The sequence below is a fragment of the Trabulsiella odontotermitis genome (assembly GCF_030053895.1).
GTDB lineage: Bacteria > Pseudomonadota > Gammaproteobacteria > Enterobacterales > Enterobacteriaceae > Trabulsiella > Trabulsiella odontotermitis_C.
On the sequence record NZ_CP125781.1, the window covers coordinates 587,047 to 612,684 of the forward strand.

21 protein-coding genes are annotated in these 25,638 nt (G+C 57.7%); 4 read left to right on the forward strand and 17 right to left on the reverse strand.

Annotated elements, in window-relative coordinates; genetic code table 11:
• Positions 1 to 2: 2 nt before the first annotated feature.
• Positions 3 to 1,628: a selenium-dependent molybdenum cofactor biosynthesis protein YqeB gene (gene yqeB, locus QMG90_RS02875; RefSeq protein ID WP_283282637.1), complete on the forward strand. Its 1,626-nt coding sequence runs from the start codon at positions 3 to 5 to the stop codon at positions 1,626 to 1,628.
• 37 nt (positions 1,629 to 1,665) lie between these two features.
• Here the strand turns inward: yqeB and arcC are convergent, their stop codons facing one another.
• From arcC to ygeW, 5 genes are all read right to left on the reverse strand, one after another.
• Positions 1,666 to 2,598, reverse strand: a complete 933-nt coding sequence (arcC, locus tag QMG90_RS02880) for a carbamate kinase (protein WP_283282638.1) — start codon at positions 2,596 to 2,598, stop codon at positions 1,666 to 1,668.
• 18 nt (positions 2,599 to 2,616) lie between these two features.
• Positions 2,617 to 4,035 (reverse strand): dihydropyrimidinase, encoded by a 1,419-nt coding sequence (hydA, locus tag QMG90_RS02885; protein ID WP_283282639.1) that lies wholly within the window; start codon positions 4,033 to 4,035, stop codon positions 2,617 to 2,619.
• A 56-nt stretch (positions 4,036 to 4,091) separates the two neighbouring features.
• Positions 4,092 to 5,303 carry a YgeY family selenium metabolism-linked hydrolase gene (locus tag QMG90_RS02890; RefSeq protein ID WP_283282640.1) on the reverse strand — a complete coding sequence of 404 codons (1,212 nt, stop codon included), beginning with the start codon at positions 5,301 to 5,303 and terminating at the stop codon, positions 4,092 to 4,094.
• A gap of 63 nt (positions 5,304 to 5,366) precedes the next feature.
• Complete coding sequence (gene dpaL, locus QMG90_RS02895; protein WP_283282641.1) at positions 5,367 to 6,566, reverse strand: diaminopropionate ammonia-lyase; 1,200 nt, start codon at positions 6,564 to 6,566, stop codon at positions 5,367 to 5,369.
• Between the two features lie 61 nt (positions 6,567 to 6,627).
• On the reverse strand, positions 6,628 to 7,815 hold the full coding sequence (gene ygeW, locus QMG90_RS02900; RefSeq protein ID WP_283282642.1) for a knotted carbamoyltransferase YgeW: 1,188 nt from the start codon (positions 7,813 to 7,815) through the stop codon (positions 6,628 to 6,630).
• A gap of 490 nt (positions 7,816 to 8,305) precedes the next feature.
• On the opposite strand from ygeW, the gene QMG90_RS02905 reads away from it, so the two are divergent.
• Complete coding sequence (locus QMG90_RS02905; protein ID WP_283282643.1) at positions 8,306 to 10,084, forward strand: sigma-54 interaction domain-containing protein; 1,779 nt, start codon at positions 8,306 to 8,308, stop codon at positions 10,082 to 10,084.
• Positions 10,085 to 10,124: 40 nt separating this feature from the next.
• Here QMG90_RS02905 and xdhC read toward each other — a convergent pair whose 3' ends face one another.
• The 11 genes from xdhC to QMG90_RS02960 all read right to left on the reverse strand — a co-directional run bounded on the left by xdhC (position 10,125) and on the right by QMG90_RS02960 (position 22,868).
• Positions 10,125 to 10,604, reverse strand: a complete 480-nt coding sequence (xdhC, locus tag QMG90_RS02910; RefSeq protein ID WP_283282644.1) for a xanthine dehydrogenase iron sulfur-binding subunit XdhC — start codon at positions 10,602 to 10,604, stop codon at positions 10,125 to 10,127.
• A complete protein-coding gene (gene xdhB, locus QMG90_RS02915) occupies positions 10,601 to 11,476 on the reverse strand; it encodes a xanthine dehydrogenase FAD-binding subunit XdhB (protein WP_283282645.1) in 876 nt (291 codons plus the stop codon). Before xdhB ends, xdhC begins: the two co-directional genes overlap by 4 nt.
• A 5-nt stretch (positions 11,477 to 11,481) precedes the next feature.
• On the reverse strand, positions 11,482 to 13,785 hold the full coding sequence (gene xdhA, locus QMG90_RS02920; RefSeq protein WP_283282646.1) for a xanthine dehydrogenase molybdenum-binding subunit XdhA: 2,304 nt from the start codon (positions 13,783 to 13,785) through the stop codon (positions 11,482 to 11,484).
• Between the two features lie 222 nt (positions 13,786 to 14,007).
• On the reverse strand, positions 14,008 to 14,751 hold the full coding sequence (gene dagF, locus QMG90_RS02925; protein WP_283282647.1) for a 2-dehydro-3-deoxy-phosphogluconate aldolase: 744 nt from the start codon (positions 14,749 to 14,751) through the stop codon (positions 14,008 to 14,010).
• Positions 14,738 to 15,847: a D-glucosaminate-6-phosphate ammonia lyase gene (gene dgaE / locus QMG90_RS02930; RefSeq protein ID WP_283282648.1), complete on the reverse strand. Its 1,110-nt coding sequence runs from the start codon at positions 15,845 to 15,847 to the stop codon at positions 14,738 to 14,740. The genes dagF and dgaE overlap by 14 nt, the downstream gene beginning before the upstream one ends.
• Before the next feature lie 3 nt (positions 15,848 to 15,850).
• Entirely contained in the window at positions 15,851 to 16,711 is an 861-nt protein-coding gene (locus QMG90_RS02935) for a PTS system mannose/fructose/sorbose family transporter subunit IID (protein WP_161804017.1), read from the reverse strand.
• Positions 16,708 to 17,457, reverse strand: a complete 750-nt coding sequence (locus QMG90_RS02940) for a PTS mannose/fructose/sorbose/N-acetylgalactosamine transporter subunit IIC (RefSeq protein WP_038162668.1) — start codon at positions 17,455 to 17,457, stop codon at positions 16,708 to 16,710. The genes QMG90_RS02935 and QMG90_RS02940 overlap by 4 nt, the downstream gene beginning before the upstream one ends.
• Positions 17,458 to 17,479: 22 nt before the next feature.
• Positions 17,480 to 17,965: a PTS sugar transporter subunit IIB gene (locus QMG90_RS02945; protein WP_038162670.1), complete on the reverse strand. Its 486-nt coding sequence runs from the start codon at positions 17,963 to 17,965 to the stop codon at positions 17,480 to 17,482.
• Positions 17,966 to 17,987: 22 nt separating this feature from the next.
• Positions 17,988 to 18,392 carry a PTS sugar transporter subunit IIA gene (locus QMG90_RS02950; protein ID WP_283283871.1) on the reverse strand — a complete coding sequence of 135 codons (405 nt, stop codon included), beginning with the start codon at positions 18,390 to 18,392 and terminating at the stop codon, positions 17,988 to 17,990.
• 159 nt (positions 18,393 to 18,551) lie between these two features.
• On the reverse strand, positions 18,552 to 21,347 hold the full coding sequence (gene dagR, locus QMG90_RS02955; protein WP_283282649.1) for a transcriptional regulator DagR: 2,796 nt from the start codon (positions 21,345 to 21,347) through the stop codon (positions 18,552 to 18,554).
• A gap of 93 nt (positions 21,348 to 21,440) precedes the next feature.
• Positions 21,441 to 22,868 carry an aminotransferase-like domain-containing protein gene (locus tag QMG90_RS02960; RefSeq protein WP_283282650.1) on the reverse strand — a complete coding sequence of 476 codons (1,428 nt, stop codon included), beginning with the start codon at positions 22,866 to 22,868 and terminating at the stop codon, positions 21,441 to 21,443.
• Positions 22,869 to 23,046: 178 nt separating this feature from the next.
• On the opposite strand from QMG90_RS02960, the gene QMG90_RS02965 reads away from it, so the two are divergent.
• Positions 23,047 to 23,211: a DUF1127 domain-containing protein gene (locus QMG90_RS02965; protein WP_283282651.1), complete on the forward strand. Its 165-nt coding sequence runs from the start codon at positions 23,047 to 23,049 to the stop codon at positions 23,209 to 23,211.
• On the opposite strand, the gene QMG90_RS02970 is transcribed toward QMG90_RS02965, so the two are convergent.
• Positions 23,191 to 24,117, reverse strand: a complete 927-nt coding sequence (locus tag QMG90_RS02970; protein WP_283282652.1) for a LysR family transcriptional regulator — start codon at positions 24,115 to 24,117, stop codon at positions 23,191 to 23,193. The genes QMG90_RS02965 and QMG90_RS02970 overlap by 21 nt on opposite strands.
• 101 nt (positions 24,118 to 24,218) lie before the next feature.
• Between QMG90_RS02970 and QMG90_RS02975 the strand changes: the two genes are divergently transcribed.
• Positions 24,219 to 25,637: an aldehyde dehydrogenase family protein gene (locus QMG90_RS02975; protein ID WP_283282653.1), complete on the forward strand. Its 1,419-nt coding sequence runs from the start codon at positions 24,219 to 24,221 to the stop codon at positions 25,635 to 25,637.
• Position 25,638 lies beyond the last annotated feature (1 nt).

A 25,638-nucleotide genomic window follows, 5' to 3' on the forward strand; every position in this document is an offset into this window, starting at 1 on the left:
TTATGAATATTTTCTCAGAAGCTGCAAAACTCGAAGAACAAAACCGACCGTTTGCCCTGGCGCAGATTGTTGACAGCCGGGGCTCTACACCACGCCATTCCGCGCAGATGCTGGTGCGTGAAGACGGGACGATCATCGGGACCATCGGTGGCGGAATGGTAGAGCGCAAAGTCATTGATGAAGCGCTCGACGCACTGAGAGAAAAGAAACCGCGCATGTTTCATGGCCGCATGGCGCGAAATGGCGTGGATGCCGTGGGCTCTGATTGCGGCGGCGCGATGTCGGTCTACATCAGCGTTCATGGTTTACGGCCGCGTCTGGTGTTGATTGGCGGCGGGCACGTTAACCGCGCGATTGCGCAAGGTGCTGCGCTGCTCGGTTTTGAAATCGCCGTTGCTGATATCTATAAAGAGAGCCTCAATCCGGACTATTTCCCGCCTTCTGCCGAATTACTTCATGCAGATTCTTTCTCCGCGGCGGTGGAACAACTGGATATCAAACCCGACAACTTCGTCCTGATCGCCACCAACAATAAAGACCGCGAAGCGCTGGATAAACTGATCGTTCAGCCGGTGGCGTGGCTTGGGTTGCTGGCCAGCCGCCGAAAGGTACAGGTCTTCCTGCGGCAGATGCGGGAAAACGGCGTGGATGAAAGCGACATTGCGCGCTTGCATGCGCCGGTGGGGTTTAATATTGGCGCCGAAACGCCGCACGAAATCGCCATCAGCGTACTGGCGGAGATCTTACAGGTTAAAAATCACGCCGTGGGCGGGCTGATGATGGCGGCACCACATCCGTCGCAGCATCAGCGTGTGGTGATCCGTGGTGCGGGAGATATCGCTACCGGCGTGGCGCTGCGTCTCTGGCATGCCGGATTCAAAGTCATCATGCTGGAAGTGGAAAAACCGACCGTGATCCGCCGCAGCGTGGCATTCGCGCAGGCGGTTTTTCAGGGCGAAACGCAGGTCGAAGGCGTCACGGCGCGACGGGTGGCGTCTGCCGAAGAGGCGATTAGCGCCGCCGACAACGGCATGATACCGGTGCTGATTGATCCGCTGTGCCAGTCGCTCGAACGGCTGAAGCCAGGATGCGTGGTCGATGCCATTCTGGCGAAAGAAAACATGGGCACGCGTAGCGACATGGCGCCGATTACCATTGCGCTCGGGCCCGGATTCAGCGCCGGAAAAGACTGCCATGCGGTGATCGAAACCAACCGTGGTCACTGGTTGGGGCAGGTGATCTACCAGGGTACCGCGCAGGAAAATACCGGCATTCCTGGCAATATTCAGGGCCACACTTCTCGCCGCGTGATCCGCGCGCCAGTGGCGGGGGTGATGAATGCCCGCGTTCAGCTCGGCGACATCGTCAGCGAAGGGGATGTGATTGCCCGTATCGGTGAAACCGACATTCTGGCGCCGCTGTCAGGCATGGTGCGCGGGTTGTTAAACGACGGACTGGTGGTGAACAGCGGTTTTAAAATTGGCGATATCGACCCACGTGGTGCGGCGGCCGATTTTACCAGCGTCTCTGACAAAGCCAGGGCGATTGGCGGCGGCGTGCTGGAAGCGCTGATGACGCTGATGCATCAGGGAGTGAAATCCACCCGCGAGCTGGTAACGGTGGCATAAAAAAATGGCCCCGGTAGCAGCGCTCCGGGGCCTGTTGTTACTGACTGATGACCGTACCGGTCTTCCCTTCAATCCCTTCTTTCGCTTTACTGAGCACTGTAATTAACGCCTCGCGCCCCGGGCGGGAACGGGCAAACGACGCGGCGGCTTCTACTTTCGGCAACATTGAGCCTTTCGCGAAATGCCCTTCGGCAATGAAACGTTCGGCATCGCTGAGCGACAGCCGGTCAAGCCACTGCTCGTTTGGTTTGCCAAAGTTGATTGCCACTTTTTCTACAGCGGTAAGGATGATCAGCATGTCGGCATCAATCATCGCCGCCAGCGTCGCGCTGGCCCAGTCTTTATCAATTACCGCACTGGCGCCACGCAGGTGGTTCCCTTCACGGGTGACCGGAATGCCGCCGCCGCCCACGGTGATCACCACCTGACCGGCGGCCATCATCGCTTTGACGGATTCTTTTTCAATGATATCGACAGGTTTCGGCGAGGCCACGACGCGGCGATATCCACGACCCGCATCTTCTTTCATGGTGTAGCCCTGGCGGCTCAACTGCTCTGCGTCGTCTTTACTGAAGAAGGAGCCAATCGGCTTCGTCGGGTTCTGGAATGCCGGATCGTTAGCGTCAACTTCAACCTGAGTAATAAGCGTCGCCACCGGGACGTGCATCCCACGGGACAGCAGTTCTTCACGCAGCGCGTTTTGCAGATCGTAACCAATGTAGCCCTGACTCAGCGCCACGCAGACCGACATCGGTAGCATCGGCGTATGGGCTTCGGTTTTTGCTGCCGCTTCAAACGCCAGATTGATCATCCCGACCTGCGGGCCGTTACCGTGCGTGACAACAACCTGATGTCCCTGAGCGATAAGATCCACAATCGCCTGTGCGGTGAGTTTGACCGCTTTCATCTGCCCGGCAAGGTCATCGCCTAAGGCATTCCCGCCCAGGGCGAGAACAATTTTTTTACTCATCCATTCCTCTCTTGATGGTTATTGACCCGGCAGGGAAACGCTCCCGTCCACGGGTGATGTTGGTGCGCTAAACGGTTTGCGGCGCAGGAAGCGACCCTGTCCGGCAACGCCGGTAAAGACGCCGTCGTTGTAAATGACTCTGCCGTGGGAGAGCGTTTGCCGGACGGCACCCTGACAGGCAAAACCTTCCCACGGGGAGTAGTCCGCGTTGTCGTGCAGGTCAGCGTGGCGAATAGTGGTGCGCTGGCGCGGATCGATAATCACAATGTCGCCATCGGCGCCTGGTGCCAGCAGCCCTTTTTGCGGCCACAGACCAAATAGCTTCGCTGGCGTGGCACTGGTCAGCGCCACAAAACGTTCGGGCGAAATACGGCCACTCATCACGCCGTGGGAGAACATCAACAGCAGGCGGTTTTCCACGCCAGGTAACCCGTTCGGGCAGCGGCTGAAATCACCGCCGGACAGTTGCTGACGCTGCGCATGCGAGAACGTGCAGTGGTCGGTAGCCACGACATCCACCGCGCCGTCGCTGATGCCACACCAGAGTGCGTCGTTGTTACGCGCATTGCGCAGCGGCGGGCTGAGAAGATAATTCAGCGCATCTTCGCGGTCGTAGCAGCGGTCGTCCAGCAACAGGTATTGCGGGCAGGTTTCCACCCACACCGGCTGGTGACGCGCCTGCGCCAGACGCAGGTAATCCAGCCCCAGCCCGTTAGACAGATGGACGATATACAGCGGTGCGTCGCCGGACAGTTTCGCCAGGTTGATCATGCGCGCGATGGCTTCTGCTTCGCACTCTTCCGGGCGACTCAGGGCGTGATACTTCGGCGCGGTTTTCCCGGCGGCGAGAAATTCGAGGCGTTTGCGGTGGATCACTGCGTCATTTTCAGGGTGAACGGTGGTCAGCGCGCCCGCCTGATGAAGGCGCCGTAATGCCTGCAGCACCTCGTCATCATTCAGTTTGTACTGGTAGGTCAGGTAGAGCTTAAAGCTGCTGATCCCGGCTTCTACCATCATCGGGATCTCATCCAGAATGGCGTGGTTGATATGCTGGATCACGCCGTGGAAGCTGTAGTCAATTACCGCTTTGTGCGCGGCATAACCGTGATACACCTCCAGCTGATGGTGCAGTTTGCATCCGGCGGGGCCAAACCCCATGTGGTCAATAATGGTTGTTGTACCGCCACACGCGGCGGCGCGGGTGCCGGTAAAAAAATCATCACAGCTGCGGGCCATGCCGGTATCAATATTGAAATGGGTATGTACATCGACACCGCCTGGCATCACATAGCAGCCGTCGGCATCGATCACGTCGCAGGGGAGTTCAGGCGAAATGTGGTCGGCAATCTGGCGAATGATGCCGCTTTCGATGAGCAGATCCTGTTTCGCTTTTCCGTCCGCGTTAACAACCGTTCCGTTTTTAATCAGTACACGCATAGCTGCAAACTCCAGCCTCCCGCCAGGACAGTGGCGGGAGACATAACAGGTGATGATTACTCTGTTGCCAGCCAGCTCAGTGGGATGGCGGCATACATCGCGGCGCAGGTCACCAGATGTGCTTTCCAGGTTTTCTCGTTCGGCGCGTGGGCTTCCGGCTCTTTGCCCGGGCCAAAGCCGATAACCGGAATGCCGTGGCGGCCCATGATGGAGACGCCATTGGTGGAGAAGGTCCACTTATCAACCACCGGTGACTGGCCAAACAGCCCTTCATAGGCATTGCTCAGCGCTCTGACGGTGAAGTGATCTTCTTCGACTTTCCAGGTCGGGAAATAGCACTCTGTTGGATAAACCAGGCCGGTCCAGGACGGACGGTCATAGTTGTACATCGATACCACGGCGTTCGCTTTCTTCACGGCTGGCAGCGCGCGGATCTCTTCCAGTGCGCCTTCCCAGGTTTCGCCCCAGGTCAGACGACGGTCGATGGAGACCGCGCAACTGTCGGCGACGGCGCAACGGCTCGGTGAAGTGAAGAAAATTTCGGAGACAGTCAGCGTGCCCTTGCCGAGGAATTCGTCATAACCAAGGCGCGCGGAAAGTTCCTGCAGATCACCCAGGATCGGGCCCATTTTGAAGATGGCGTTATCACCGCGTTCCGGTGCAGATCCGTGACAGCTGACGCCCTGTACGTCGATGCGGATCTCCATGCGTCCGCGCTGGCCGCGGTAAATCTGGCAGTCGGTCGGTTCGGTACTGACGACAAACTCCGGGCGAATGCCGGACTGTTCAATGATGTACTGCCAGCACAGGCCGTCGCAGTCTTCTTCCTGCACGGTACCGGTCACCAGCAGGGTGTATTCATCCTCCAGCCCCAGATCTTTGATGATCTTCCCGGCGTACACCATGGAGGCCATCCCGCCTTCCTGGTCAGAGGCGCCGCGTCCGCCGATCAGCTCGTCGGTTTCCATCCCTTCGTAGGGATCGAAATTCCAGTTTTTGATGTTGCCGATCCCCACGGTATCGATGTGCGCGTCCATCGCCACCAGGCGTGGACCATGGCCGACATAGCCTAAAATGTTGCCCATCGGATCGATAACCACTTTATCGAAGCCGACTTTTTCCATCTCTTCTTTGATGCGGTGAATCACGCGCTTTTCATCGCAGCTTTCGCTGGGAATGGCGATCATGTCGCGTAAAAAACGGGTCATGTCTTCCTGATAGTGATTTGCTTTTTCCAGAATCAGTTTGAATGGAATGTGCTTAGCCATCGGTAATTTCTCCAGTCCTTTCTGCCCCGTCTGGCGGGGCGAATATGTTTAAATGGGATGGGATTAACGCGTTGCCGGGTGTTTGCCTTCCCAGACCACTTCCCGATAATGTTTCGCGTCGGTATCGCCTTCGGTGCTGATCACCAGCACCACGGAGTCGCGATCCAGCTTCAGTTTTTGCATCAGGGCGTCGCGCTGCGGGTGGTAATGCACGGCGGCGAGAATGCCAGTACCCACGGCGCCGGACTCACCGGAAATCACCCGGGGGTCGTGGCCCAGCGGGTTGCCGAGCACGCGCATTCCGAGCGCCGCCACGGCGTCCTGGCAGGAGATAAACTGCGTCGCGCAATTGCGCAGAACTTCCCAGCCGAGCGGGTTTGGTTCGCCACAGGCCAGACCGGCCATGATGGTGGCCATGTCGCCGCCGACGTTAACGATTTGCCCCTTCACGCCAGAACGGTAGAGGCAGTTGGCCAGCTCCGGCTCCACGACGACAGAGTGGAGATTGCTGGCGCCGTAGACATCCACCAGATAACCCAGCACGCCGCCTGCCATCGCGCCGACGCCGGCCTGCAGGAAGACGTGGGTAGGGCGGCTGATGCCCATTGACGTTAGCTGTTCCACTGCTTCGTCAGCGAGGGTGGCGTAGCCTTGCATAATCCAGGTCGGAATTTTGGTGTAACCTTCCCAGGCCGTGTCCTGCACCACTTCCCAGCCGTTCTCCTGTGCCACTTTCATGGTGTAGCGCACGGTGTCGTCGTAGTTCATGTCAGTCACGATGCATTCGGCGCCGAGTTTCAGGATCGCCTCGACTCGTTCCTGCGCCGAGCCTTTCGGCATGTACACCACGGCGTTCTGCCCGAGCTGTTTGGCCGCCCATGCCACGCCACGACCATGGTTACCGTCAGTGGTGGTGGCGAAGGTCATCTTTTCTTTGATCGTGGTTTTGATCGTGTCGAAGGAAAAATCGTTGATGTTTAACTGGTATTTTTCACATAACAACCGCGCGATCGCGTAAGAGCCGCCAAGCATCTTGAAAGCATTAAGACCAAAGCGTTGCGACTCGTCTTTGACGAGAATATTTTTTATGCCCAGCAGTGCTGACAGCTCTTTCAGCGCGTACAGCGGTGTCGGCTGATAGCCGGTAATTTTCTGGTGGAAATGCCGCGCCTGTTGCGCTTGCCTGCGCGAAAAGAGCGGTGACGTCTCGCCGTTAAAATAGCGATTGTCGGCAATATCAATTTTGAGAGAGAAAGCAGACATATTCTGTCCTTATCCTGCATAACAGTGAGTTGCAGGCCGACCCGCAGGCCGGCCTGACGTGTTATTTGAGGCGCGCTTGCGCTTCCTTGAGCAACTGGTCCAGCAGAACGCCCGGTCGGGCATATTTACGGGCGAGGATCATGGCGGCGATGATGTACGGCTTCCAGCTCGCTTCTTTATAAGTGGCGATGCGGTATTTCTCGAACACGGCTTCGGTTACTTCCCCTTCGGCACAGGACACGCCGGTGATATCCGCTGGCAGACAGTGCATGTAGAGCGCATTGCCGTTGCGGGTCAGCTTCATCATCTCTTCGGTGCAATGCCAGTCTTTGTGGTTGGCGTTCTGCGCCAGGCAGGCTTTTTCCAGCGTTTTCAGGCCATCGTGATCGCTGGCGCGCAGCAGTTCGGTGCGTTTTTCCATCACCTTGTAAGGCGCCCAGGATTTCGGGTAGACGATGTCGGCATCTTTGAACGCGTCGGCCATGTTAGTGACCTGGGTGAAGCTGCCGCCGGAGGCTTTGGCGTTATTTTTCGCCACTTCAATGACGTCCGGGATCAGGTCATAGCCTTCCGGATGCGCCAGCGTGACGTCCATGCCGAAGCGCGTCATCAGGCCGATGATCCCCTGCGGTACGGAGAGCGGTTTGCCGTAGCTGGGAGAGTACGCCCAGGTCATGGCGATTTTCTTGCCTTTCAGGTTTTCCAGCGAGCCAAAATGCTCACGCAGCCAGGCGAGGTCGGCCATTGACTGCGTCGGGTGGTCGATGTCGCATTGCAGGTTGATCAGTGCCGGGCGCTGCGGCAGCACGCCATGCTTGAAGCCATCATCGAGCGCGGCGCCCACTTCGCGCATATAGGCGTTACCGGCACCGAGGAACATATCATCGCGGATCCCGATGGCATCAGCACAGAAGGAGATCATGTTGGCGGTTTCACGCACCGTTTCGCCGTGGGCGATCTGCGATTTCCCTTCGTCGAGATCCTGCTGCGCCAGACCTAACAGGTTCAGTGCCGAGGCGTAAGAGAAGCGGGTGCGGGTGGAGTTATCACGGAAGACGGAAATGCCCAGGCCGCTGTTGAACACTTTGGTCGCAATGTTCTCGGCCCGCAGCGTTTTTAAAGCCGCCGCGACATCCAGTACCTGCTTCAGTTCATCCGGGGTTTGTTCCCACGTCAGGAGAAAGTCTTTCTCATGCAGGTGGGAGTTGCGTGTGTTGATATCCTTAATCAGCTCGTTAACTGTTTTCATCGTAAAGTCCTGGTAGTGAATGACTGGCGTAATGACAATGTGGCTGCACAGTCGAAGAACGGACGTTCCAGGAAGCGACTGCCAGCGATATTCACTGCTTAACAATAAGTGTGCCAGTTCCCTGGAATCGGGCTTTTCGGGGATTAATCGAGGCTGTTTATGCGACGCGCATCACAAAAAAATCGGTCTGTGTTTTATATTTCGTGAACGAAAACGTTTGGCTTTTTTCAGGCATAAGTTCGTTTTTTGAATAGTTGCAGAAATAAAATTGGTAAATTCTATAAATTCCGCCAAATTGATAAAAACGGCGGGAAGATTCTCATATTGATATGAAAATGTGATGCTTCTTCCATATTTTTATCAACGAATGATAAAGAAGGGGCATCTTTATCAATATTGTCCGGCGCTAAGTTAGTATCATGGAATCATAAAAATACAATTATCGCACTTCTATAAATATCAGTCAGTTATTGATATTAAAGGTTACGCTATGATGCCCTCAAACACATTATCAGTTCTGATGCAGATCCAGCCCACCATCCAGCGCTTTGCCCGAATGCTTTCCAGTGTATTGCAGCTGGACGTCGAGATTGTTGACGAAGCGCTGTGCCGCGTTGCCGGTACTGGCGCGTATGGCAAATCGATCGGGCGTAAACTGAATGCGGATTCGCGTTTGCTTCGTTATGTTCTTGAAACGAAGAAAGAAAAAGTGGTAACGCACTCGCGGTTTGATCCGCTTTGCGAAGGGTGCGTCAACAAAGATAACTGTAAAGAGAAAGCGTTCCTCGGCACGCCGGTGATTTATCAGGACACCTGCGTCGGGGTGATTAGTCTCATCGCCGTGACTCATGAACAACAGGAACGTATTACTGATAATCTTCATGCGTTTTCTGATTATGTTCGTCATGTTTCGTCAATATTTGTATCGCGACTTCTTGATGACCAAAGCGGTAACGATAATATCCGCAAAGTATTTCTCACCATGATTGAAAATATGGATCAGGGCGTGCTGGTGGTAGGCCAGGATAATCAGGTGAAAATGGTCAATCAGGCGGCATTAAAGGTGCTTGGCGTGACACAGGCGAATATTCTTGGCAAAAATGTTCATTTTCGCCCTCTGACCTTTGAACGTAATTTTACCAGCGGCCATATGCAGCATGTGGTGTCATTTGATGATAATAGCGAGCTGATTATTGGTCAGCTGCATACAATCCAGGATCAGCAGCTGTTTTTAATGGCCTTTCATCAGTCACATTCCTCGTCCACGCTGGCGCCGGTCCAGGACGAACCGCAAATTGAACACCTGGTTGGTGAATGCCGGCCGATGCGGATCCTGAAAAACCTGATTAGCCGCATCGCCCCCAGCCCCTCCAGTGTGCTGATCGTCGGCGAAAGCGGAACGGGGAAAGAGGTGGTGGCGAGAGCCATTCACAAACTGAGTGACCGCAAAGCAAAACCCTTTATCGCCATTAACTGCGCCGCCATCCCGGAACAGTTACTGGAAAGCGAACTGTTTGGTTATGTGAAAGGCGCGTTTACCGGCGCGTCGGCCAACGGTAAAACCGGCCTGGTGCAGGCCGCCAATCACGGCACGCTGTTTCTCGATGAAATCGGCGATATGCCACTCACCTTGCAGGCCAAACTGCTACGCGCTATCGAAGCGCGTGAGATCCAGCCGGTGGGGTCCAGCAACCCGATAGCCGTAGATATCCGTATTATTTCCGCCACCAACCAGAACCTCGAGCAGTTCATTGCCGACGGCAAATTTCGTGAAGATCTCTACTATCGCCTGAACGTCATTCCTTTGCGGTTGCCGCCGCTGCGCGAGCGTCAGGAAGATATCGAACTGCTGATCCACTATTTCCTTCATCTGCACACCCGGCGGCTGGATCTGGTTTATCCGGGCATCGCGCCGGAAGTGATCGCGCTGCTCAAGCGTTATCGCTGGCCGGGCAACCTGCGCGAGCTGAGCAATCTGATTGAGTATCTGGTGAACGTGGTGCCGTCCGGCGAGGTTATTGATCTCTCCTTCCTGCCGCCAAACCTGGTGAATAGCGGCAAGCTGCCCGAACAGGAGACAGCAAGCGTGACCGTGCTCTACAACCAGAAAGAGGAAGAGGGCGTTACGCCGCTGGAAGAGATGGAAAAACAGATGATCCGCGAGGCGTTGTCCCGCTACAGCAATAAAAAACAGGCGGCGGATGAACTGGGGATCGGCATCGCCACGCTGTATCGCAAAATAAAGAAGTACGAGCTAATGAGCGCCTGAGGATCGGGCAGGTGTGTGGTTTGCACCTGCCCGGTTTTCTCTATTGCTCTTCTTCGCAGGCCTGAACGGTCTCAACAATCATCTGATACCCGGTGCAGCGGCACAGGTTTCCCGCCAGTCCACGGCGAATTTCCTGCACTGTGAAGGGCTTAACGTGAGGTTTAGCCAGCAGCGCGGTGGTGGTCATCACCAGGCCCGGCGTGCAAAAGCCGCACTGCACGGCGCCAGATTGGGTGAATGCCTCCTGCACCCGCGACAGTTTCCCGCCCACGGCTTCCCCCTCCAGCGTGCGGATCTGCTTACCGTCAATCCAGGCGGCCAGGTAGAGACAACTGTCCACCGCGATACCGTCCACCAGCACAGTACAGGCACCGCATTCACCCACACAGCAGCCCTGTTTGACGCTGAGTAGCCCATGCGAACGCAGCAGCTCTGACAACGGCGTTGCCGGAGACAGCGTGAACTGATACGGCGCGCCGTTAATGGCGCATTCCACGGTCACCCAAGATGTATGATTCATAATACGCCTCCCGCGTGGGCCACTGCGTCGCTTATCACGCGCTGCGCCATGGTTTTGATCAGGTGTAAACGGAAATCTTTCGCTGCGCGCCACGACGAGCGCGGAGAAACATCCTGCTGCAGCGCTTCACAGACCGCGCTCAGCGTTTGTGCGTTGACGGGCGCATTCTGTGCGGCGAGTTCAGCATGTTCGCAGCGGATCGGCGTCGGGGCCGCGACGCCAAAGGCCAGCCGCAGTTCGCGGAAAACGCCATCGGCAATGTGGCACCAGGCCGCGCAGCCAATCGTGGCGATATCCATCGCATCGCGCATCGCGTATTTAAAATGGGCGCTGCCGGTACCCGTCGTGGGTTGCGCCGGAAAATGAAAAGCGACGGCGATTTCGCCTGGCGACAACGCCACTTTGCCCGGCCCGGTGTGGAAGCCGCGCACCGGGGTAAAGCGTGTCCCCTGCGTTGAAATAATCTCCAGCGAGGCGTCGTAGATAAGTGATGGCGTGGCGGAATCCGCGCTGGTGGCGCCGTTACAGATATTGCCGCCGTAGGTGGCGACATTACGGATTTGCGGCCCGGCAATTGACGCGGCGGCCGCCGCCAGCGACGGCAGATATTGCTGGATCAGCGGGCTTTCAATCAGCTCGGTAAATGTCGTGCCGGAGCCAATGCGAATGTCGCCGTGGTCGTTGCGGGTAATGCCGCGCAGTTCATCCAGCCCGTGAATGTCGACCACGTGGCGGTATTTGTCGTTCAGATGGTGAAGCTGAATAAGTATATCCGTGCCACCCGCGAGGAGCCGGGCATCGGGATGGGTAGCGGTGAGGGTGACGGCATCCTGCAGATTCGCGGCGCGGTGGTACGTTTCAATATCAAACATAGCGATTATCCTTTAATCAATCCGGCCTGACGAAACTCGGTAAACAGGCGTTTCGGCGTGAGCGGCAGGGTGTTGATCCCGACACCCGTCGCCATCAGCACCGCATTACGAATGGCGGCGGCAACGGAAATCAGCGGCGGTTCGCCCAGCGATTTATGCCCGTAGGCGGACTGTGGCTCGCAACTGTCGACAAAGGCGCTTTCCAGCGTCGGCAGATCCATCATGGTGGGCATTTTGTAATCCAGCAGATTCGGGTTGCGCACCAGACCGCTGGTTTCGTCGATGATCATCTCTTCAAACACCGCCCAGCCAATGCCCATGCCCATGCCGCCATGCACCTGACCTTCCGCCAGCAGCGGATTCAGAATGCGGCCTGAATCATGGACGTTAAGAATGCGGTTAATGGTGATTTTGCACAGCGCCACGTCCACCGTGAGATCAACAAAGGTGCAGCCGAACGCGGGCGGGTTGGTGATCGTTTTGACGGAGGCTTCCGCGGTGAGCTGCGCGCCGCGTTCCGGGTGATAGAACGCGTCCATCGCCACTTCCGCGACGGAAATCAGCGGCATCTCCGGGCGTTCCGTCATCGCAATCATGCCGTGGCGTAACGTCAGGTTCAGCGCCGACTGATGCAGCATTTCCGCAGCATGAAGAATAATTTTCTCCCGCAACTGGCGCGCGGCTTCGCGTAGCGCCGGGGCAGCGACATAGCTCTGGCGGGAGCCAAACGCGCCCGGGTCAAACGGCGTTACGTCAGTGTCCTGCACGGAAATCACACGCACCTGGTTTACCGGCACGCCAATGGTTTCCGCCACCATCTGGCTGAAGACGGTATCGGCGCCCTGGCCGATTTCCGTCGCGCCGCTCTGCACGTGAATAAACCCGTCCTGATTCAGCAGCACCCTCGCCCCGGCAATTTCCACACCGACCGGCCAGGTGTTGGAGCCATAACTAAAGCAGGCGACGCCCACACCGCGTCGCAGATTACCGCGTTCTGCGGCGCAGTCTGCCCGCCGTTTATCCCACTCAAACAATTCGCGGCCTTTGCGCAGGCATTCCGGCAGCCCGGCGCTGTAGATGGTTTTCTTATTGACCGGATTAATATCGCCTTCCTGCGCGGCATTGCGCAGGCGAATATCAAGCGGATCGAGTTTCAGCGCGGTGGCGGCATCGTCGAGCAGCGATTCCAGCGCAAAAATGAGCTGCGGCGCGCCGTAGCCGCGCATCGCCCCGGCGGTCGGCAGGTTGGTGTAGCAGGTGGTGGCGCGATAGCCAAAAGCGCTGCGCGGGTAGAGATAGGTGATTTTATTGCCGCCCGCCGCGGCGATGGAGTGGCCGTGCGAGGCATAGGCGCCGGTGTTAGAAAGCACATCCATGCAGTAGCCTTTCAGTGTGCCGTCGCGCTCAATGCCCAGTTGCGCATCAATGGTAAACGCATGGCGGGTGCGGGTTGCCATAAAACACTCTTCACGGCTGAGCGACACTTTAACCGGAATACCACCGAGCCGGGAGGTCAGGAACGCCGCCATCGGCTCTTCCAGCACGTCCTGCTTGTTGCCGAAACCGCCGCCGACATAGGGTTTAATGACGCGGATCGCTGACCACGACATGCCCAGCGCCTGAGCGACAATGCGCCGCACAAGGTGCGGGATTTGCGTACTGGAGACGATGGTGATGCGCTGATCTTCTTCCATCCACGCGAAACTGGTGACGCCTTCCATATGGCAGTGCTGCACGACGGGCGTCTGAAAATGGTTCTGAAACTGGTATTCCGCAGCGGCAATCGCGGCCTGGGGGTCGTTGGCGCTGATCTCGCTCGATTTCAGCACGTTGCCACCGTCGTGGATCGCCACCGCGCCTGCGGCCATCGCCGCTTCGGGCGTGGTGATCACCGGCAGTGTTTCCCATTCCACTTTCACCTTATGCGCAGCACGTTCGGCGGTCAGTTCGTCACGGGCCACCACAATAGCGACAGCGTCGCCGTGATGGCGCACATGGCGGGTTAACAGATAACGATCGGCGATATCCCGTTTTTCAGGATCTAACGTCCAGGCGTGACCTGCCGTCGGGAAAGGCAGCTCAGGGACGTCTTCCCAGGTGAACACCGCCAGCACGCCGGGAAGGGAACGGGCTTCGGTGCTGTCTATCTGGCTGGCGTAGCCGTGGGCGATGGGGCTGCGCACATACTTTGCGTAACACATCCCTGCCATGACGTAATCATCTGTATATCGTGCGCGTCCGGTCACTTTGGCGATCGCATCCACACGCAGACACGACTCGCCGGTAGCAGTCGCTTCCCGCTCATCCATAATATTCCCCTTGTGATCTTTTAAGCATCTGAGAAAGAGGCAAGAAGTACGCCAGAAACGTGTGAGCGCGTGGATGAGACGTTAATTTGTGATGCGCTTAAAAAATGTCCGCCAAAAGAGGGGGAGAAGGCGGAAAACAGCAATGCGATGAATATCATATTGAGCATTCCTGAACTCATTATGATAGAAAAAGCAGCCCCTGCGGGCTGCCTGAGAAACGGGCTACACCAGCGATTTGATAATGGTCAGCAACTGCGCCACATCTTCCGGGCGGGTATTGCCGGTGTTGGGATCGATGATGGAACTGTAAACATGCGGCATCGCCTGCGCGATCCCCGCCTCCAGACAGGTTTGCAGAATAATGCCGAAATTATCAAGGTCGATGCCGCCCGTCGGCTCGATCAGCGTCATGCCATTATTCACCGCCGCTGCCGTCAGCGCTTTCAGTTCCGGCAACGATTTTTCACCCCCCATCGGGAAAAATTTCGCCGCATGGGCGCCCATATCCACCATCATGCGCACGGCGGCATCGCAGGAGACGCGCGCCGGGCTTCCCTGGCTGCTGCTGACGCCGGTGGAAACTATCACCTCGCCAGGCACGCCAGTGGGACTCACCAGTGCGTTGATCCGCGTGGTAATACCGCCAGTGGCCGCCAGCGCACCGGCGGCGAACCCGCAACCGGTAAAGGTCTGGTTGACGTGCGCCGGGTGGACGCGGGCGGCAATCATCGCCGCTTTATAAAACTGCGCCGGATCGCCCGCGCCCAGTCCGACAGAAATGGACGGGATGGCGTCCATCCAGCGTTGTACTTCGTGAATCCCGTCCTCAGGCGTGGCAAACTGCGCCGAAAGGACGCCGATCACCGCATGACCTTCCGCGGCGTCATAGATTTCCCGGGCGTTGGCGATATCTTTTGCCAGCACATTTATCGCCACACGTTGACGATAAAAATTAATGTGTTGCATGTTGAGCAATCTCCTTCAGCCGCGCGACGATAATGTCCATTTCGCCAGGCGCAAGCGTGCGTGGGTCGATACTGAAAACCCCTTCGTGCAGGAAATAACGGCGGGTATAAATCGCAATCTCGCCTTCCCGCAGTTGTGCTTCGACCGCGCGGGCATCCAGCCCGAGTTCGTTTTGTGAGATACGGATGCGGACACGCCAGATCGCCCGTCCGGCTTCGTCCTGTTCGATATCCGCCTGCATGCCGCGCAGGGCGGAAATCGCCTCCGCGACGGGGCGCAGTTGCGCTTCGGTGGGACCTTGCGGCGTCAGGTGATAACGGTCGAGGGCGAACAGCAGCCCGACCATATTCTCTTTGCCGATTTTCATGGCGCGGGCAATGCCGTGATGCTGCGCTTTGCAGGCGTTAATCCACCGTTGTTTGCCGGTGATAAACCCGGAAGTCGGCGCGTTAAACGCTTTTGCTCCGCTGTAAATCACCATATCGGCGCCGCTGGCGACCCAGTGGCGTAAATCTTCTTCGGCGGCGGCATCGACGATCAGCGGCAGGTTGTGCGCTCGCGCGACCTGCACGAAATCATTGATGGTCAGCATCCCTTTCTGCACGCAGTGGTGTGATTTCACAAACAGCAGCGCCGCGGTGCGCTCGCTGACGGCGCGTTCCAGTTGCCAGCGGGCGGCAAGATTACTGGCGCCCACTTCCACCACGCGACCGCCGCCGAGGCGAATGGCGCTGGTGATCGGCGCGCCGTAATCCACGATATGGCCCCGCAGCATCAGGATTTCGTTCGCCAGACCACTGCTGTCCGGCATTTGCGCCACGCGGTCGGGTTCGCCCTGGGTAATGGCGGCGGCAACGGCGATGGCGATACCCGCAGAGGCGCAGGAGGTGACGTAGCTGTCTTCTGCGCCGGTGTGGCGGGAGACTCGCTCTCCCGCACAATCCACCAGTTTGTCGATTTCAACGAATGCGCCAGCCGCTTCAGCGGTGGCCTGCATCACCCCGGACGCCACACTGGAGACGCCAAGGATTGTCATCTTACCGCAGGCATTAATCACCCGTTTCAGCCCCAGTTGCTGGTAGATATTCTGGCTCATGACTTACAACACTCCCAGCAGCGAGCAGGCGACGCTTATCGCCACAATCGACAGCAGGATCGTGGTGTAGCGCGGCCCTTTTTTCACCAGATAGAAGTAGATGGCAAACACCGCCGCCAGCGGCAGCAGACCGGGGGCGATGGAGTCGAGGATCTGTTGAACCACCACTTCCGAGCCTTTCAGGGCACTGATTTTCAGCGGCGTGGTGATCTTCACGTAGCTTGCCGACAGCGCACCCATCATGATGAGGCCGAGCACGTTTGCGCCGTAGATAAGCTCTTTTATCCTCCCGCCCTGTAGCAGCCCGACGATGGAGTCACGTCCCAGCGTGTAGCCTTTGTGGATCAATCCGTAGCTTATCGCCAGCGTCACCGCCGGGTAGAGGATCAGTGGCGCGATCCCGCCGAAGGCGCTACCGCTTGCGGCGAACGGAATGAAAATGGCGATCAACAGCGGCATCACCGCCGCCCAGACGATCGAGTCACCCATCCCGGCCAGCGGCCCCATCAACCCGGTTTTTATCCCGGTGATCGACGCGTCGCTGATCGGCTCGCCCCGGGTTTTTTGCTCTTCCATGGCGATGGAGATCCCCTGGATCACCGCCCCGAAAGTTTGCTCCGAGTTGAAGAAGTTCAGGTGGCGCTTGAGGGCTTCAACCTGTTCTTCTTTTTGCGGATAGAGTTTTTTGATAATCGGCGTCATCGAGGCGCAGAAAATCAGGCTCTGCAAACGTTCATAGGAGTTGGACACTTCCGCCCCCAGCCAGTAAATAAACCAGGCTTTGGTGATGTCCGCTTTCGTCAGCGCGTGGCTTTCGCGCGCACGCTCAACAAGTTCATGCTGCATTACGTCGCTGCTCATCATGCTGCTCCTTCATTTTTCGCCAGGCCTTTGATCAGGAAAGCCACGCAGGTGCCGAAAATCGCCATCGCCATGATGTCTACCTTGAGGTAGAGCACCGCGAAGAATCCGCCGATAAACCACGGCAGCAGGCTGCGTTTACCGATAACCATGATGGTGATCGCGAAGCCCAGCGCCGGCAGGATCCCGCCCATAATTTCAAACGAGTGGGTGAGCCACTGCGGCATCAGTTTGAGGAATTTCTCGACCACGCTCTGGCCGTAATAGTTGGCGGCGAACACCACCGGGAAGCGCAGTACCAGGCCCAGTAGCGCCGGGTAGATAAAGGCGCAGCGCATGATCCCTGCCATGTTCGCGGTTTCGGCATGCTTGTCCGCCATGTGAACCCAGGCGGCGTTCAGCGTGCGGCGAAGCTGGTCGAGGAACACGCCAATCACGCCAAACGGAATCGCCAGCGCAATCGCCATGTTGGGCTCCATGCCCGCCTGAACGGCAATCGGAATGGAGATACAGGCTGCCAGCGCCGGGTCGGAAGGCACGTTACCGCCAGGTGTGGAGGTGACCCCGAGGTAAACCAGTTGCATCCCGGCGCCGATGATCATCGCGGTCTGCATATTGCCGAGCAGCAGACCAACGAACACCGCCACCACTACCGGCTGGAGAAGCATCGCTGAGAAGGTGTAGCCCAGGCGTAAACGGGCGAACCAGTAATACAACCCCATCAGGCTCGCAAAAAGCAAAGTGTCCATAATATTCTCTCATTTTAGAGGGTTAGAATTTTTTCAGAATATCGTCCAGCGATTGCGGTTTATCTTCCGGGATCGTCTGGAAAAACACCTGAATTCCACGACTTTTCAAATCTTTGAGAATGCCCACGTCTTTCTCATCCAGGGTGATGTTCTGGAAGACGGCTTTGCGGTTTGGCCCGCCGCCCAGTCCGCCCACCTGAATGGTGCCGACGTCAAAACCGTTCTGTACTACCTGTTGAATCGCGGCCAGTGACGGGAACAGCACCAGTACGTTGCCATCACCCAGCCGGTTCTCTTTCCACGTTGCCGCGAAACTGTCGTTGCCATAGCAATCCACTTTGATGTTCGGCGGTGCCGCCATCAGGTAGATGTTCTTCATAAACGGATCGGCATCCAGTTCATCGCTGACCACCACAATGCGGTTCGCCTGAGACTGGCCGACCCACTTTGTGACCACCTGACCGTGGATAAGGCGGCTGTCGATACGGCATAAGACGATGTTTGCCATAATGTTTTCCTTGTTGTGGTGTTTAGGGTTGTTGTAATTGACGAACATGGGCGACGACATCGCGACAACTGCTGCGCCCGGCATCCACCAGCGCCGCGACGCAGTCGGATAACTGTCCGTGCTCGCGCTTGTCGAGCGCTTCCAGCAACAGGGTGGCGTTAAGCCCGGAAATCACCGCCACCGGATAATCCGCACTCAGCCGTGCCGCCACGTTGGAGGTGGTGCCACCAATAAAATCAGTCAGGATCAGCGAGCCTTCGGGCAGCGTTTTCACGACCGCTTCCACGCGCTGGTAATACTCCCCCAGCGTGTCGACCGGCATCAGCGCTACCTCCTTCACGCCTTCGATTTCGCCCATCACCATGCGCAGACTGTTGCATAGCTGCTGCCCCCAGCCGCCATGCGTCAGCAGCAGAATTTGGGACAGGGACGGAGTAGATGTAGTGGGTGTCAAAATGGCCTCCTGGCGCGGTTTCGTTTACACCCGGAATAAGAGCAAGCGTTGTGCCAGAGTTAGTGTCACGCGAGGAAAGGGAAGGGGAGAAGAACCGGGCGGCAGGGCGCGACCCGGCGGTATGACAGTGATTCAGCCGAACAGCAGTTCGTAAATATAAACGTATTCCGCATCAGAAAGGCGGATGGCATAGGCCTCTTCCACCGGCTGAAATGCCGATTTGATGCCACTAAACGCCCGTGCGTCCATTTCGGGCTTCATTTCCAGTGCCATCTGTAACGGTTTGCGGTTAATGACGATACGCTCGACCATGCAACAGCAGTGGATCAGGAAACGTAGTGTCACCTGACGGCTTGGTTTGATGGCAAGTGTGGTGCGTAACTGGCTCAGCACGCCTTCCATTTCTCTCAGAATGCGCTGTGGGTTGAGCACCGAAATGTGGTTGATGATGCTCTCCATAGTCAGCGCGCTGATAAAGCGCGACGCGCTGCGCTCCATTTCAAGACGCCGCTCAGCGCTGGACAGATCCGGCGTCAGCAGGCTCAGCACCAGCTCCGGCCCCTGTTCAGAGAAAAGCTCTTCCAGCGAAATAAACGGGATATCCGGCAGGCCTGGCTGAAAAGTCCCGACGATGCCCGCCAGTCGCTCGTGCGGATTCAGCGCCTGTTGTACACGTTCCGGGCTGCGCACCTCGTTGTAGTCGAGGATCACCATTCGCGTATCCTGCGACATCAGCTCGCCGAAACTCTCTTCCAGCACTTTTTTGATTTTCTCGGCAGTACCCATGCCGGTGATGCAGGAGACCACCAGCACGTTACCGACGTTTTCCTGCTGCGGCGTACAGAGCTGGCACGGAATGCCTTTGTTCTGCATCAGCTCGGTCAGTTGCGGCAAGTCACGGGTTTCGTAGTTCAGATCAAGCCCGATCTCCAGCAGGCTGGTCAGGCTGATATTGGGCATCAGCAACACGTCTATCTGGAACAATTTGCTGACAGTACTGCCGAAATGCACCAGTGATCCGATATCGACCATCAGGATCAACCGCTGCCAGTCGCGGGCGCGGATCATCTGCGTCAGCTTTTCCAGTGTATCGTGTACCGACTGCTCGAAAGGCATGTCGATGGCGCTGAACAGCTCGCGTTCCAGCACGCGGTTGGCGTACTGCGCCATGCTGGTGGCGGTCGTCGCGCCGTGAGCGATCAGGATCGCGCCGCAGTCCGGGCTGTCGCTGATACGCTGGCGATAGTGGCGGCACTCCTTCAGGAACAGGCACAGCCAGACGACTTCCGTCGCCGGGCACTGGATATGCAGCAGTTCATTGATTTTGCGACACAGCAGGGTCGCGTTTTCATACTCGTCTTTGCAGCGATCAAGGATCAGGCTGGAAGAGTAAAGCTGAGGGATCAGCCCGCGCTGGACGTAACCGATCAACGCCAGAAAATGTTTTCGCAACGGGTTGACCAGGTTTTCCGGCAGAGCAAAGCCCAGTACCTGCTCCACGCAGCCGATCAACAGTGTCACGCGCTCTTCAAATTGATCGCCATAGCGCGGCGGGTTAGTGCCGCTGTCGCGGCTGTAGAGGCCGTATTCAAAAATCGAACTCAGCTTGTTTTTCAGGATCGCCAGCGTCTCGGCGGGCGGCACGTTGCTGTTACGCAGATTGACGTATTCGCGGGTCAGGAAGCTGTAAAACAGATCGCTTTCCTGCGGATCACTGCCCGGCGAGAGCGAGCTTTTCAGTTGCGGCAGCGTGCGGGCGTCAATGTTCAGTTGCGCGCGACCACTGAACAGCGCATCCACCAGCAATCGCTGTTCCGGCGTGGCATTAAACGGCGCGTCGACCAGTTTTTTATCGAGCCATAACGTGTCGCTGTGCGTCGCCATTTCCGAGGCCCAGGCCTGGGCGCAGAGAAACTGAATGTCGCTTTTGAGCTGGCCGATATTGCCTTCCAGCGGTTTGTTGAGCAGCCACAGCAGCAGCGTTTTATCGATGCCAATTGTGCGTTCGATCTTGCGGCTTTCGCGTTGCAGAAAACCAACGATCAGTTCTACCTGCTCTTCCACGGAACGGTCGCGAATGCCGGGCAGATCAATACTGACCTGCAACCGACGCTGGAAAGTGCGCAGCAGCGATGAATTCACCGGTTCGGTGGTGGCGCAAATCAGACGTAAGGAAATCTTGCGGGCGCTGGCGCTGGAGCCCAGCGGGCGGTACTCGCCCTTATCCAGCAGCGAGAAGAGTTTTTCCTGACCTTCATAAGGCAGGCGATGCACTTCATCGAGCAGCAGATAGCCGCCATCAGCCTGTTCGACTAAGCCGGTTTTATCGCTGGTGGCGCCGGTAAACGCCCCCTGACGATGACCAAAGAGATGCGAGGAGAGCAGTTCCGGGTTGTTAGCGTATTCGGCGCAGTTGAAATAGATCAGCGGCGGCAGGCTACCGGTGGTGTGCTCGCAGGCGTAACGGTGCATCAGCTCGGCAAAAAACGTTTTGCCGACGCCGGACGGCCCGGTAAGCAGCACATGCAGCCCTTGCGGGTAGAGCACGGCGGCTTTGCCTTTTTCTACGGCATCACGCAGGCTTCGGTCGTGGCCGACCAGCGCAGTGAAGGGATCGTCATCCTGTTCGTCAGTGTGCGGCAACAGCGCTGATACCGACGGTAACTCCCGCTCCGTTGCGGATAACCTTCTGCCGAGCACATCTTCCAGCGCCTGGCGATGCAAAAAGAACACCGGGCGACCGCGGGTTTTCACCGCCAGACCGTCATTGCACAGCTGGTTAAGCTCTTTACTGACTGAGTTACGCGCCAGCCCGAGGTTAAACCCGATGCTTTCTGCCGTGAAAGCCACTTCCTGTTGCAAATCACTGACGTCGAGGGTGCGCGTAAGTCGCTCCAGTTCCCGCAACACTACTTCAATACGTCTCATCGCTTTACCGGTTTGAATTGTTGAATAATTCAGAACATACACCAAATGGCCGCCGGTGAAAGCGACCCGTCATGGAGTTGTGAGACGATGTACTTATCTTGTGTTATTCCATTCGATGGCGACGCGGATAGCCTCCCCCAGTTGCGCCACCACCCGTTGATGCTGTTCCGTGGGCGGCAGGCCGCAGTTCAGCCGCAGGCAGTTGCGGTATTTTCCGGAGGCGGAAAACAGCGAGCCGGGAGCGATCTGGATTTTCAGCCGGGCGAGTTGCTGACCGACGCAAACCATATCGACATGTTCTGGTAGCTCTACCCACAGCAGGAAACCGCCCTGCGGACGCGTCACGCAGATACCACAGGGAAAATATTGCCGCACCCAGCAGGTGTAGGTTTCCATATTCTGTTGGTAGATCTGACGCATCCGCCGCACATGGCGGTGATAGTGGCCCTCACGGATAAACGACGCCACCGCCATCTGAGTGGTGGGCACCGTGGTGCCGCTGGTGGCGTATTTCATGTGCAGCACCCGGTCGCGATAACGGCCCGGCACAATCCAGCCCACGCGCAACCCCGGGGCGATAGTTTTGGTGAAAGAGCTGCACAGCAACACGCGGCCGTCGATATCCCAGGATTTGATCGTTCTCGGACGCGGATACTCGCTCGCCAGCTCGCCGTAAATATCATCCTCGAAAATGGCGAGATCATGGCGCTGGGCGAGCGCCAGGATCGCGCGCTTGCGCTCGTCGGGCATGATAAAGCCCAGCGGGTTGTTGCAGTTGGGTACCAGGATCACCCCTTTGATCGGCCACTGCTCCAGCGCCAGTTCCAGGGCTTCAATGCTGATCCCGGTTTGCGAATCGGTCGGAATTTCAATCGCTTTGATGTTAAAGCCGCGCAGCAGTTGCATGGTGCCGTAATAGCAGGGAGATTCGACGGCCACGATATCACCAGGCTTGCAGACGGAAAACAGCGCGATGGAGAGCGCCGCATGGCAGCCCTGGGTAATGATAATGTCATCTGCGGTGGCTACAGTACCGCCATCAAGCATCAGGCGGGCGATCTGTTCGCGCAGGTCGCGGCGGCCAGCCAGTTCGTCGTAATTCAGAATGTCGCCAGGATGATGCTGCACGATGCGGCTCATCTCGCGCCACAGCGGTTTCAGGCTCGACTGCGACACGTCCGGCGAACCGCCGCCAAACGCGGCCATACTCTTGTCGCCACGTCCGTCGAGCAGCGTGAGCACCTGTTCCCATTGGGTGACGTCCACCGGGCGCTGTACCGGGCGCGACATGGCTGGTACTGGCGGCTGGGCCTTCCGCGGGGCAATGAAATAGCCGGAGCGCGGCTGCGGGGTGATAAGCTGTAAATCTTCCAGCTTCTGATAGGCCTGCTGTACGGTACTGATGCTGACGCCATGCTCCTGGCTCAGCGCCCGCACTGAGGGCAGTTTTTCCCCGTGGCGGTACAGCCCTTGTTCGATACGTTCGGCAAGCAGATTGGCCAGATGTTGATAGCGCGTCATGCTGTATCCTTCTTTCAACCATACAGATAGATAAACCAGTACAGATCGAGCGAAAAAAAGCAGTTCAGATGCTGTTTTATACCATCTGTATGTTAAATAAAAGCGTATTCTGAATCTGTATCGTACACCCGCATTCCATGAAGATAGGGCCCTCACTCACAGAAACGAGAGGTGCATCATGGAGTTTTATGAAAACCGGCCCAGGGCGCCGTTCTTAGGGTTGACGTTGATTGGAAAAGCGATCGCAAAATGGTGGCGGATCCACAAAACCCGCCGGGCGCTCGACCGCCTGAGCGAAGCGCAGCTAAAAGATATCGGGATATCACGCCATGATATCAGCTAAGGGCGCGTGCGGAATCACGCCGCGCTCCCTGACCAGCGCCACCAGCGCCCGCAGTCCGGGTGGGACGTGACGATGGCCGGGGTAATACAGGCGCAGCCCGCCGAAGGGCTGCGCCCATTCATCGAGCACGCTGACCAGTTCCCCGCTTGCCAGCTCATGCTGAATATACAGCTCCGGTAAAAACCCAATTCCCAGCCCGGCTTTTACCACCCGGATCGACGCATGTAGATCTGACGTGGCAAAGCGCGGTGGCACTGCCAGTTCATAGCGTTCCCCCCGCCGTTCCAGCTCCCAGCGGTAGATCCCGCCGTGCGACATGCGCATGCCGACGCCCTGATGATGCAGCAGATCGTCCGGCGTTTCCGGTGTGCCATAACGGGCAAAGTAATCCGGCGTGGCGACCACCCGCTGACGGAGATCCTGCGTCAGCGGGATGGCGATCATATCCTGCGGCACGGATTCCGCGAGGCGGATCCCGGCGTCATAACCCTCTGCCACGATGTCGATCATTCGCGCCTCGCTGACGGTTTCAACGCGCATTTTCGGGTAACGGCGCATGTAGTCGATCAGCAACTCATCAAGGAACAGCGCGCCGATATTGTTCGGCACGTTCAGGCGCAGCGCCCCGGCCGGTTCGTCGTTATCGCTGTGGATCTCTTCGCTCGCCTGGCGGATCTCCTGCAGGGCCGGGCCGATGCGCGCGACGAAACGCTGCCCGGCGTCGGTCAGCGCCACGCTGCGGGTTGTGCGATTAAACAACCGTGTCTGCAGACGGCTCTCCAGCCCGGCGATGGCATTACTGACCGCTGTGGCCGACATGCCCAGCTCCTGCGCTGCGCCGCGAAAACTGCCCCGGCGTACCACCGCCATTACCACTTCAAGCTCTGTCAGTCCTGAACGATGCATCACTATTATCCCGAAAATCGAAACACCGCTTGCAGCATAGCGCGGATTATCGCCACGATAAAGCTGTGCCAGACTGATGCCATACAGCCTGAGGAGGCACTATGCGTACTATCGAACAGATCTTTATCAACGGCGAATTTGTCACCCCGCATGGCAGCGAATATTTTGATTTATACAACCCGGCCACCGCGCAGGTGACAGGCCGGGTGCGCCTCGCGGACGAACAGGACGCCAGACGGGCGATTGCGGCTGCGAAAGCGGCGTTCCCGGCGTGGTCGAAAACCACAAAAGTGGAGCGCATTTCAGCGCTTGAACGCATGCACACCGCCGTGGTGGCGCATCACGATGAACTGCTGGAAGCGATTATTGACGAGTATGGCGCGCCCGCTTCACGCTCGTCGTGGATGGCAAGTTACCCGGCGGACGTGATCGCTCAGGCCATCGCCGCGCTGGAAGCGTTTGAATTCACCACTCAGGCCGGGATCGCCACGGTACAGATGACGCCGCTGGGCGTGGCCGGGCTTATCACGCCATGGAACAGCGACGCCGGATTCATCTGTGGCAAGCTGGCGGCGACGCTGGCGGCAGGTTGCACGGCAGTGATCAAACCGAGCGAAATGAGCGCGCTGCAAACGCAGGTGATCACCAGAGCGTTAAGCGAAGCCGGGTTGCCGCCGGGGGTGTTTAACATCGTGACCGGACGGGGTGAAACGGTGGGCGAAGCTATCAGTCGCCACCCTGATGTGGCGAAAATCTCGTTTACCGGCTCGACCAATACTGGCAAAGCGATCCTGCGTAACGCTGCGGAGAGCTTTAAACGCGTCACGCTGGAGCTGGGGGGTAAATCGCCGACCATCATTCTCGACGATGCCGAAGTAGCGCAGGCGGTGCCGCTGGCGATTGCCGCCGGGTTTATGAACAGCGGGCAGGCGTGCGTTGCCGGAACGCGGATCCTGGTGCCGCAGTCGCGTAAAGCCGAGTGTGAAACGGCGCTGGCGCAGGCCGTGACGGCGGTAAGATCCGGCGATCCGCGTGATCCTGCAACCGACGTCGGGCCGATGGTCAGTGAAAAACAGTGGCAGCGCGTGCAAGGGTATATCCGCAAAGGGATCGACGAAGGCGCGCGGCTGTTGGCAGGGGGCGAAGGGCGACCGGCCGGGACGCAGGACGGCTGGTTTGTGCGCCCGACGCTGTTTACCGATGTGACCAATCAGATGACCATCGCCCGCGACGAAATCTTTGGCCCGGTGTTGTCGGTGATTACCTACCGCGATGAGGCTGAGGCGATCGCCATCGCCAATGACACCCATTATGGCCTGAGTGCGCTGGTGCTGGGCGGCGACGCGGCGCGGGCACTGAAGGTGGCGCAGCAGATTGAATCCGGTCGCGTGCTGATCAATACCCTCGCTCATGAACCGAAAGCGCCGTTCGGTGGCTTTAAGCACTCCGGCGTCGGTCGCGAAATGGGCGAATGGGGCATCGGCGCTTTTATGGAGCCGAAAGCGCTGGTAAGTGCGTAAA

Bases quoted from the DNA above. Each gene is read 5' to 3' on its own strand.
- QMG90_RS02935 (WP_161804017.1), bottom strand. From the start codon at position 16,711: ATGATGAGCAGCGACGTAATGCAGCATGAACTTGTTGAGCGTGCGCGC.
- hydA (WP_283282639.1), bottom strand. From the start codon at position 4,035: ATGCGTGTACTGATTAAAAACGGAACGGTTGTTAACGCGGACGGAAAA.
- ygeW (WP_283282642.1), bottom strand. From the start codon at position 7,815: ATGAAAACAGTTAACGAGCTGATTAAGGATATCAACACACGCAACTCC.
- dagR (WP_283282649.1), bottom strand. From the start codon at position 21,347: ATGAGACGTATTGAAGTAGTGTTGCGGGAACTGGAGCGACTTACGCGC.
- dagF (WP_283282647.1), bottom strand. From the start codon at position 14,751: ATGCAACACATTAATTTTTATCGTCAACGTGTGGCGATAAATGTGCTG.
- yqeB (WP_283282637.1), top strand. From the start codon at position 3: ATGAATATTTTCTCAGAAGCTGCAAAACTCGAAGAACAAAACCGACCG.
- QMG90_RS02905 (WP_283282643.1), top strand. From the start codon at position 8,306: ATGATGCCCTCAAACACATTATCAGTTCTGATGCAGATCCAGCCCACC.
- xdhB (WP_283282645.1), bottom strand. From the start codon at position 11,476: ATGTTTGATATTGAAACGTACCACCGCGCCGCGAATCTGCAGGATGCC.
- QMG90_RS02970 (WP_283282652.1), bottom strand. From the start codon at position 24,117: ATGCATCGTTCAGGACTGACAGAGCTTGAAGTGGTAATGGCGGTGGTA.
- dpaL (WP_283282641.1), bottom strand. From the start codon at position 6,566: ATGTCTGCTTTCTCTCTCAAAATTGATATTGCCGACAATCGCTATTTT.
- arcC (WP_283282638.1), bottom strand. From the start codon at position 2,598: ATGAGTAAAAAAATTGTTCTCGCCCTGGGCGGGAATGCCTTAGGCGAT.
- QMG90_RS02890 (WP_283282640.1), bottom strand. From the start codon at position 5,303: ATGGCTAAGCACATTCCATTCAAACTGATTCTGGAAAAAGCAAATCAC.
- QMG90_RS02960 (WP_283282650.1), bottom strand. From the start codon at position 22,868: ATGACGCGCTATCAACATCTGGCCAATCTGCTTGCCGAACGTATCGAA.
- xdhA (WP_283282646.1), bottom strand. From the start codon at position 13,785: ATGGATGAGCGGGAAGCGACTGCTACCGGCGAGTCGTGTCTGCGTGTG.
- xdhC (WP_283282644.1), bottom strand. From the start codon at position 10,604: ATGAATCATACATCTTGGGTGACCGTGGAATGCGCCATTAACGGCGCG.
- QMG90_RS02975 (WP_283282653.1), top strand. From the start codon at position 24,219: ATGCGTACTATCGAACAGATCTTTATCAACGGCGAATTTGTCACCCCG.
- QMG90_RS02945 (WP_038162670.1), bottom strand. From the start codon at position 17,965: ATGGCAAACATCGTCTTATGCCGTATCGACAGCCGCCTTATCCACGGT.
- QMG90_RS02965 (WP_283282651.1), top strand. From the start codon at position 23,047: ATGGAGTTTTATGAAAACCGGCCCAGGGCGCCGTTCTTAGGGTTGACG.
- QMG90_RS02940 (WP_038162668.1), bottom strand. From the start codon at position 17,457: ATGGACACTTTGCTTTTTGCGAGCCTGATGGGGTTGTATTACTGGTTC.
- dgaE (WP_283282648.1), bottom strand. From the start codon at position 15,847: ATGAGCCAGAATATCTACCAGCAACTGGGGCTGAAACGGGTGATTAAT.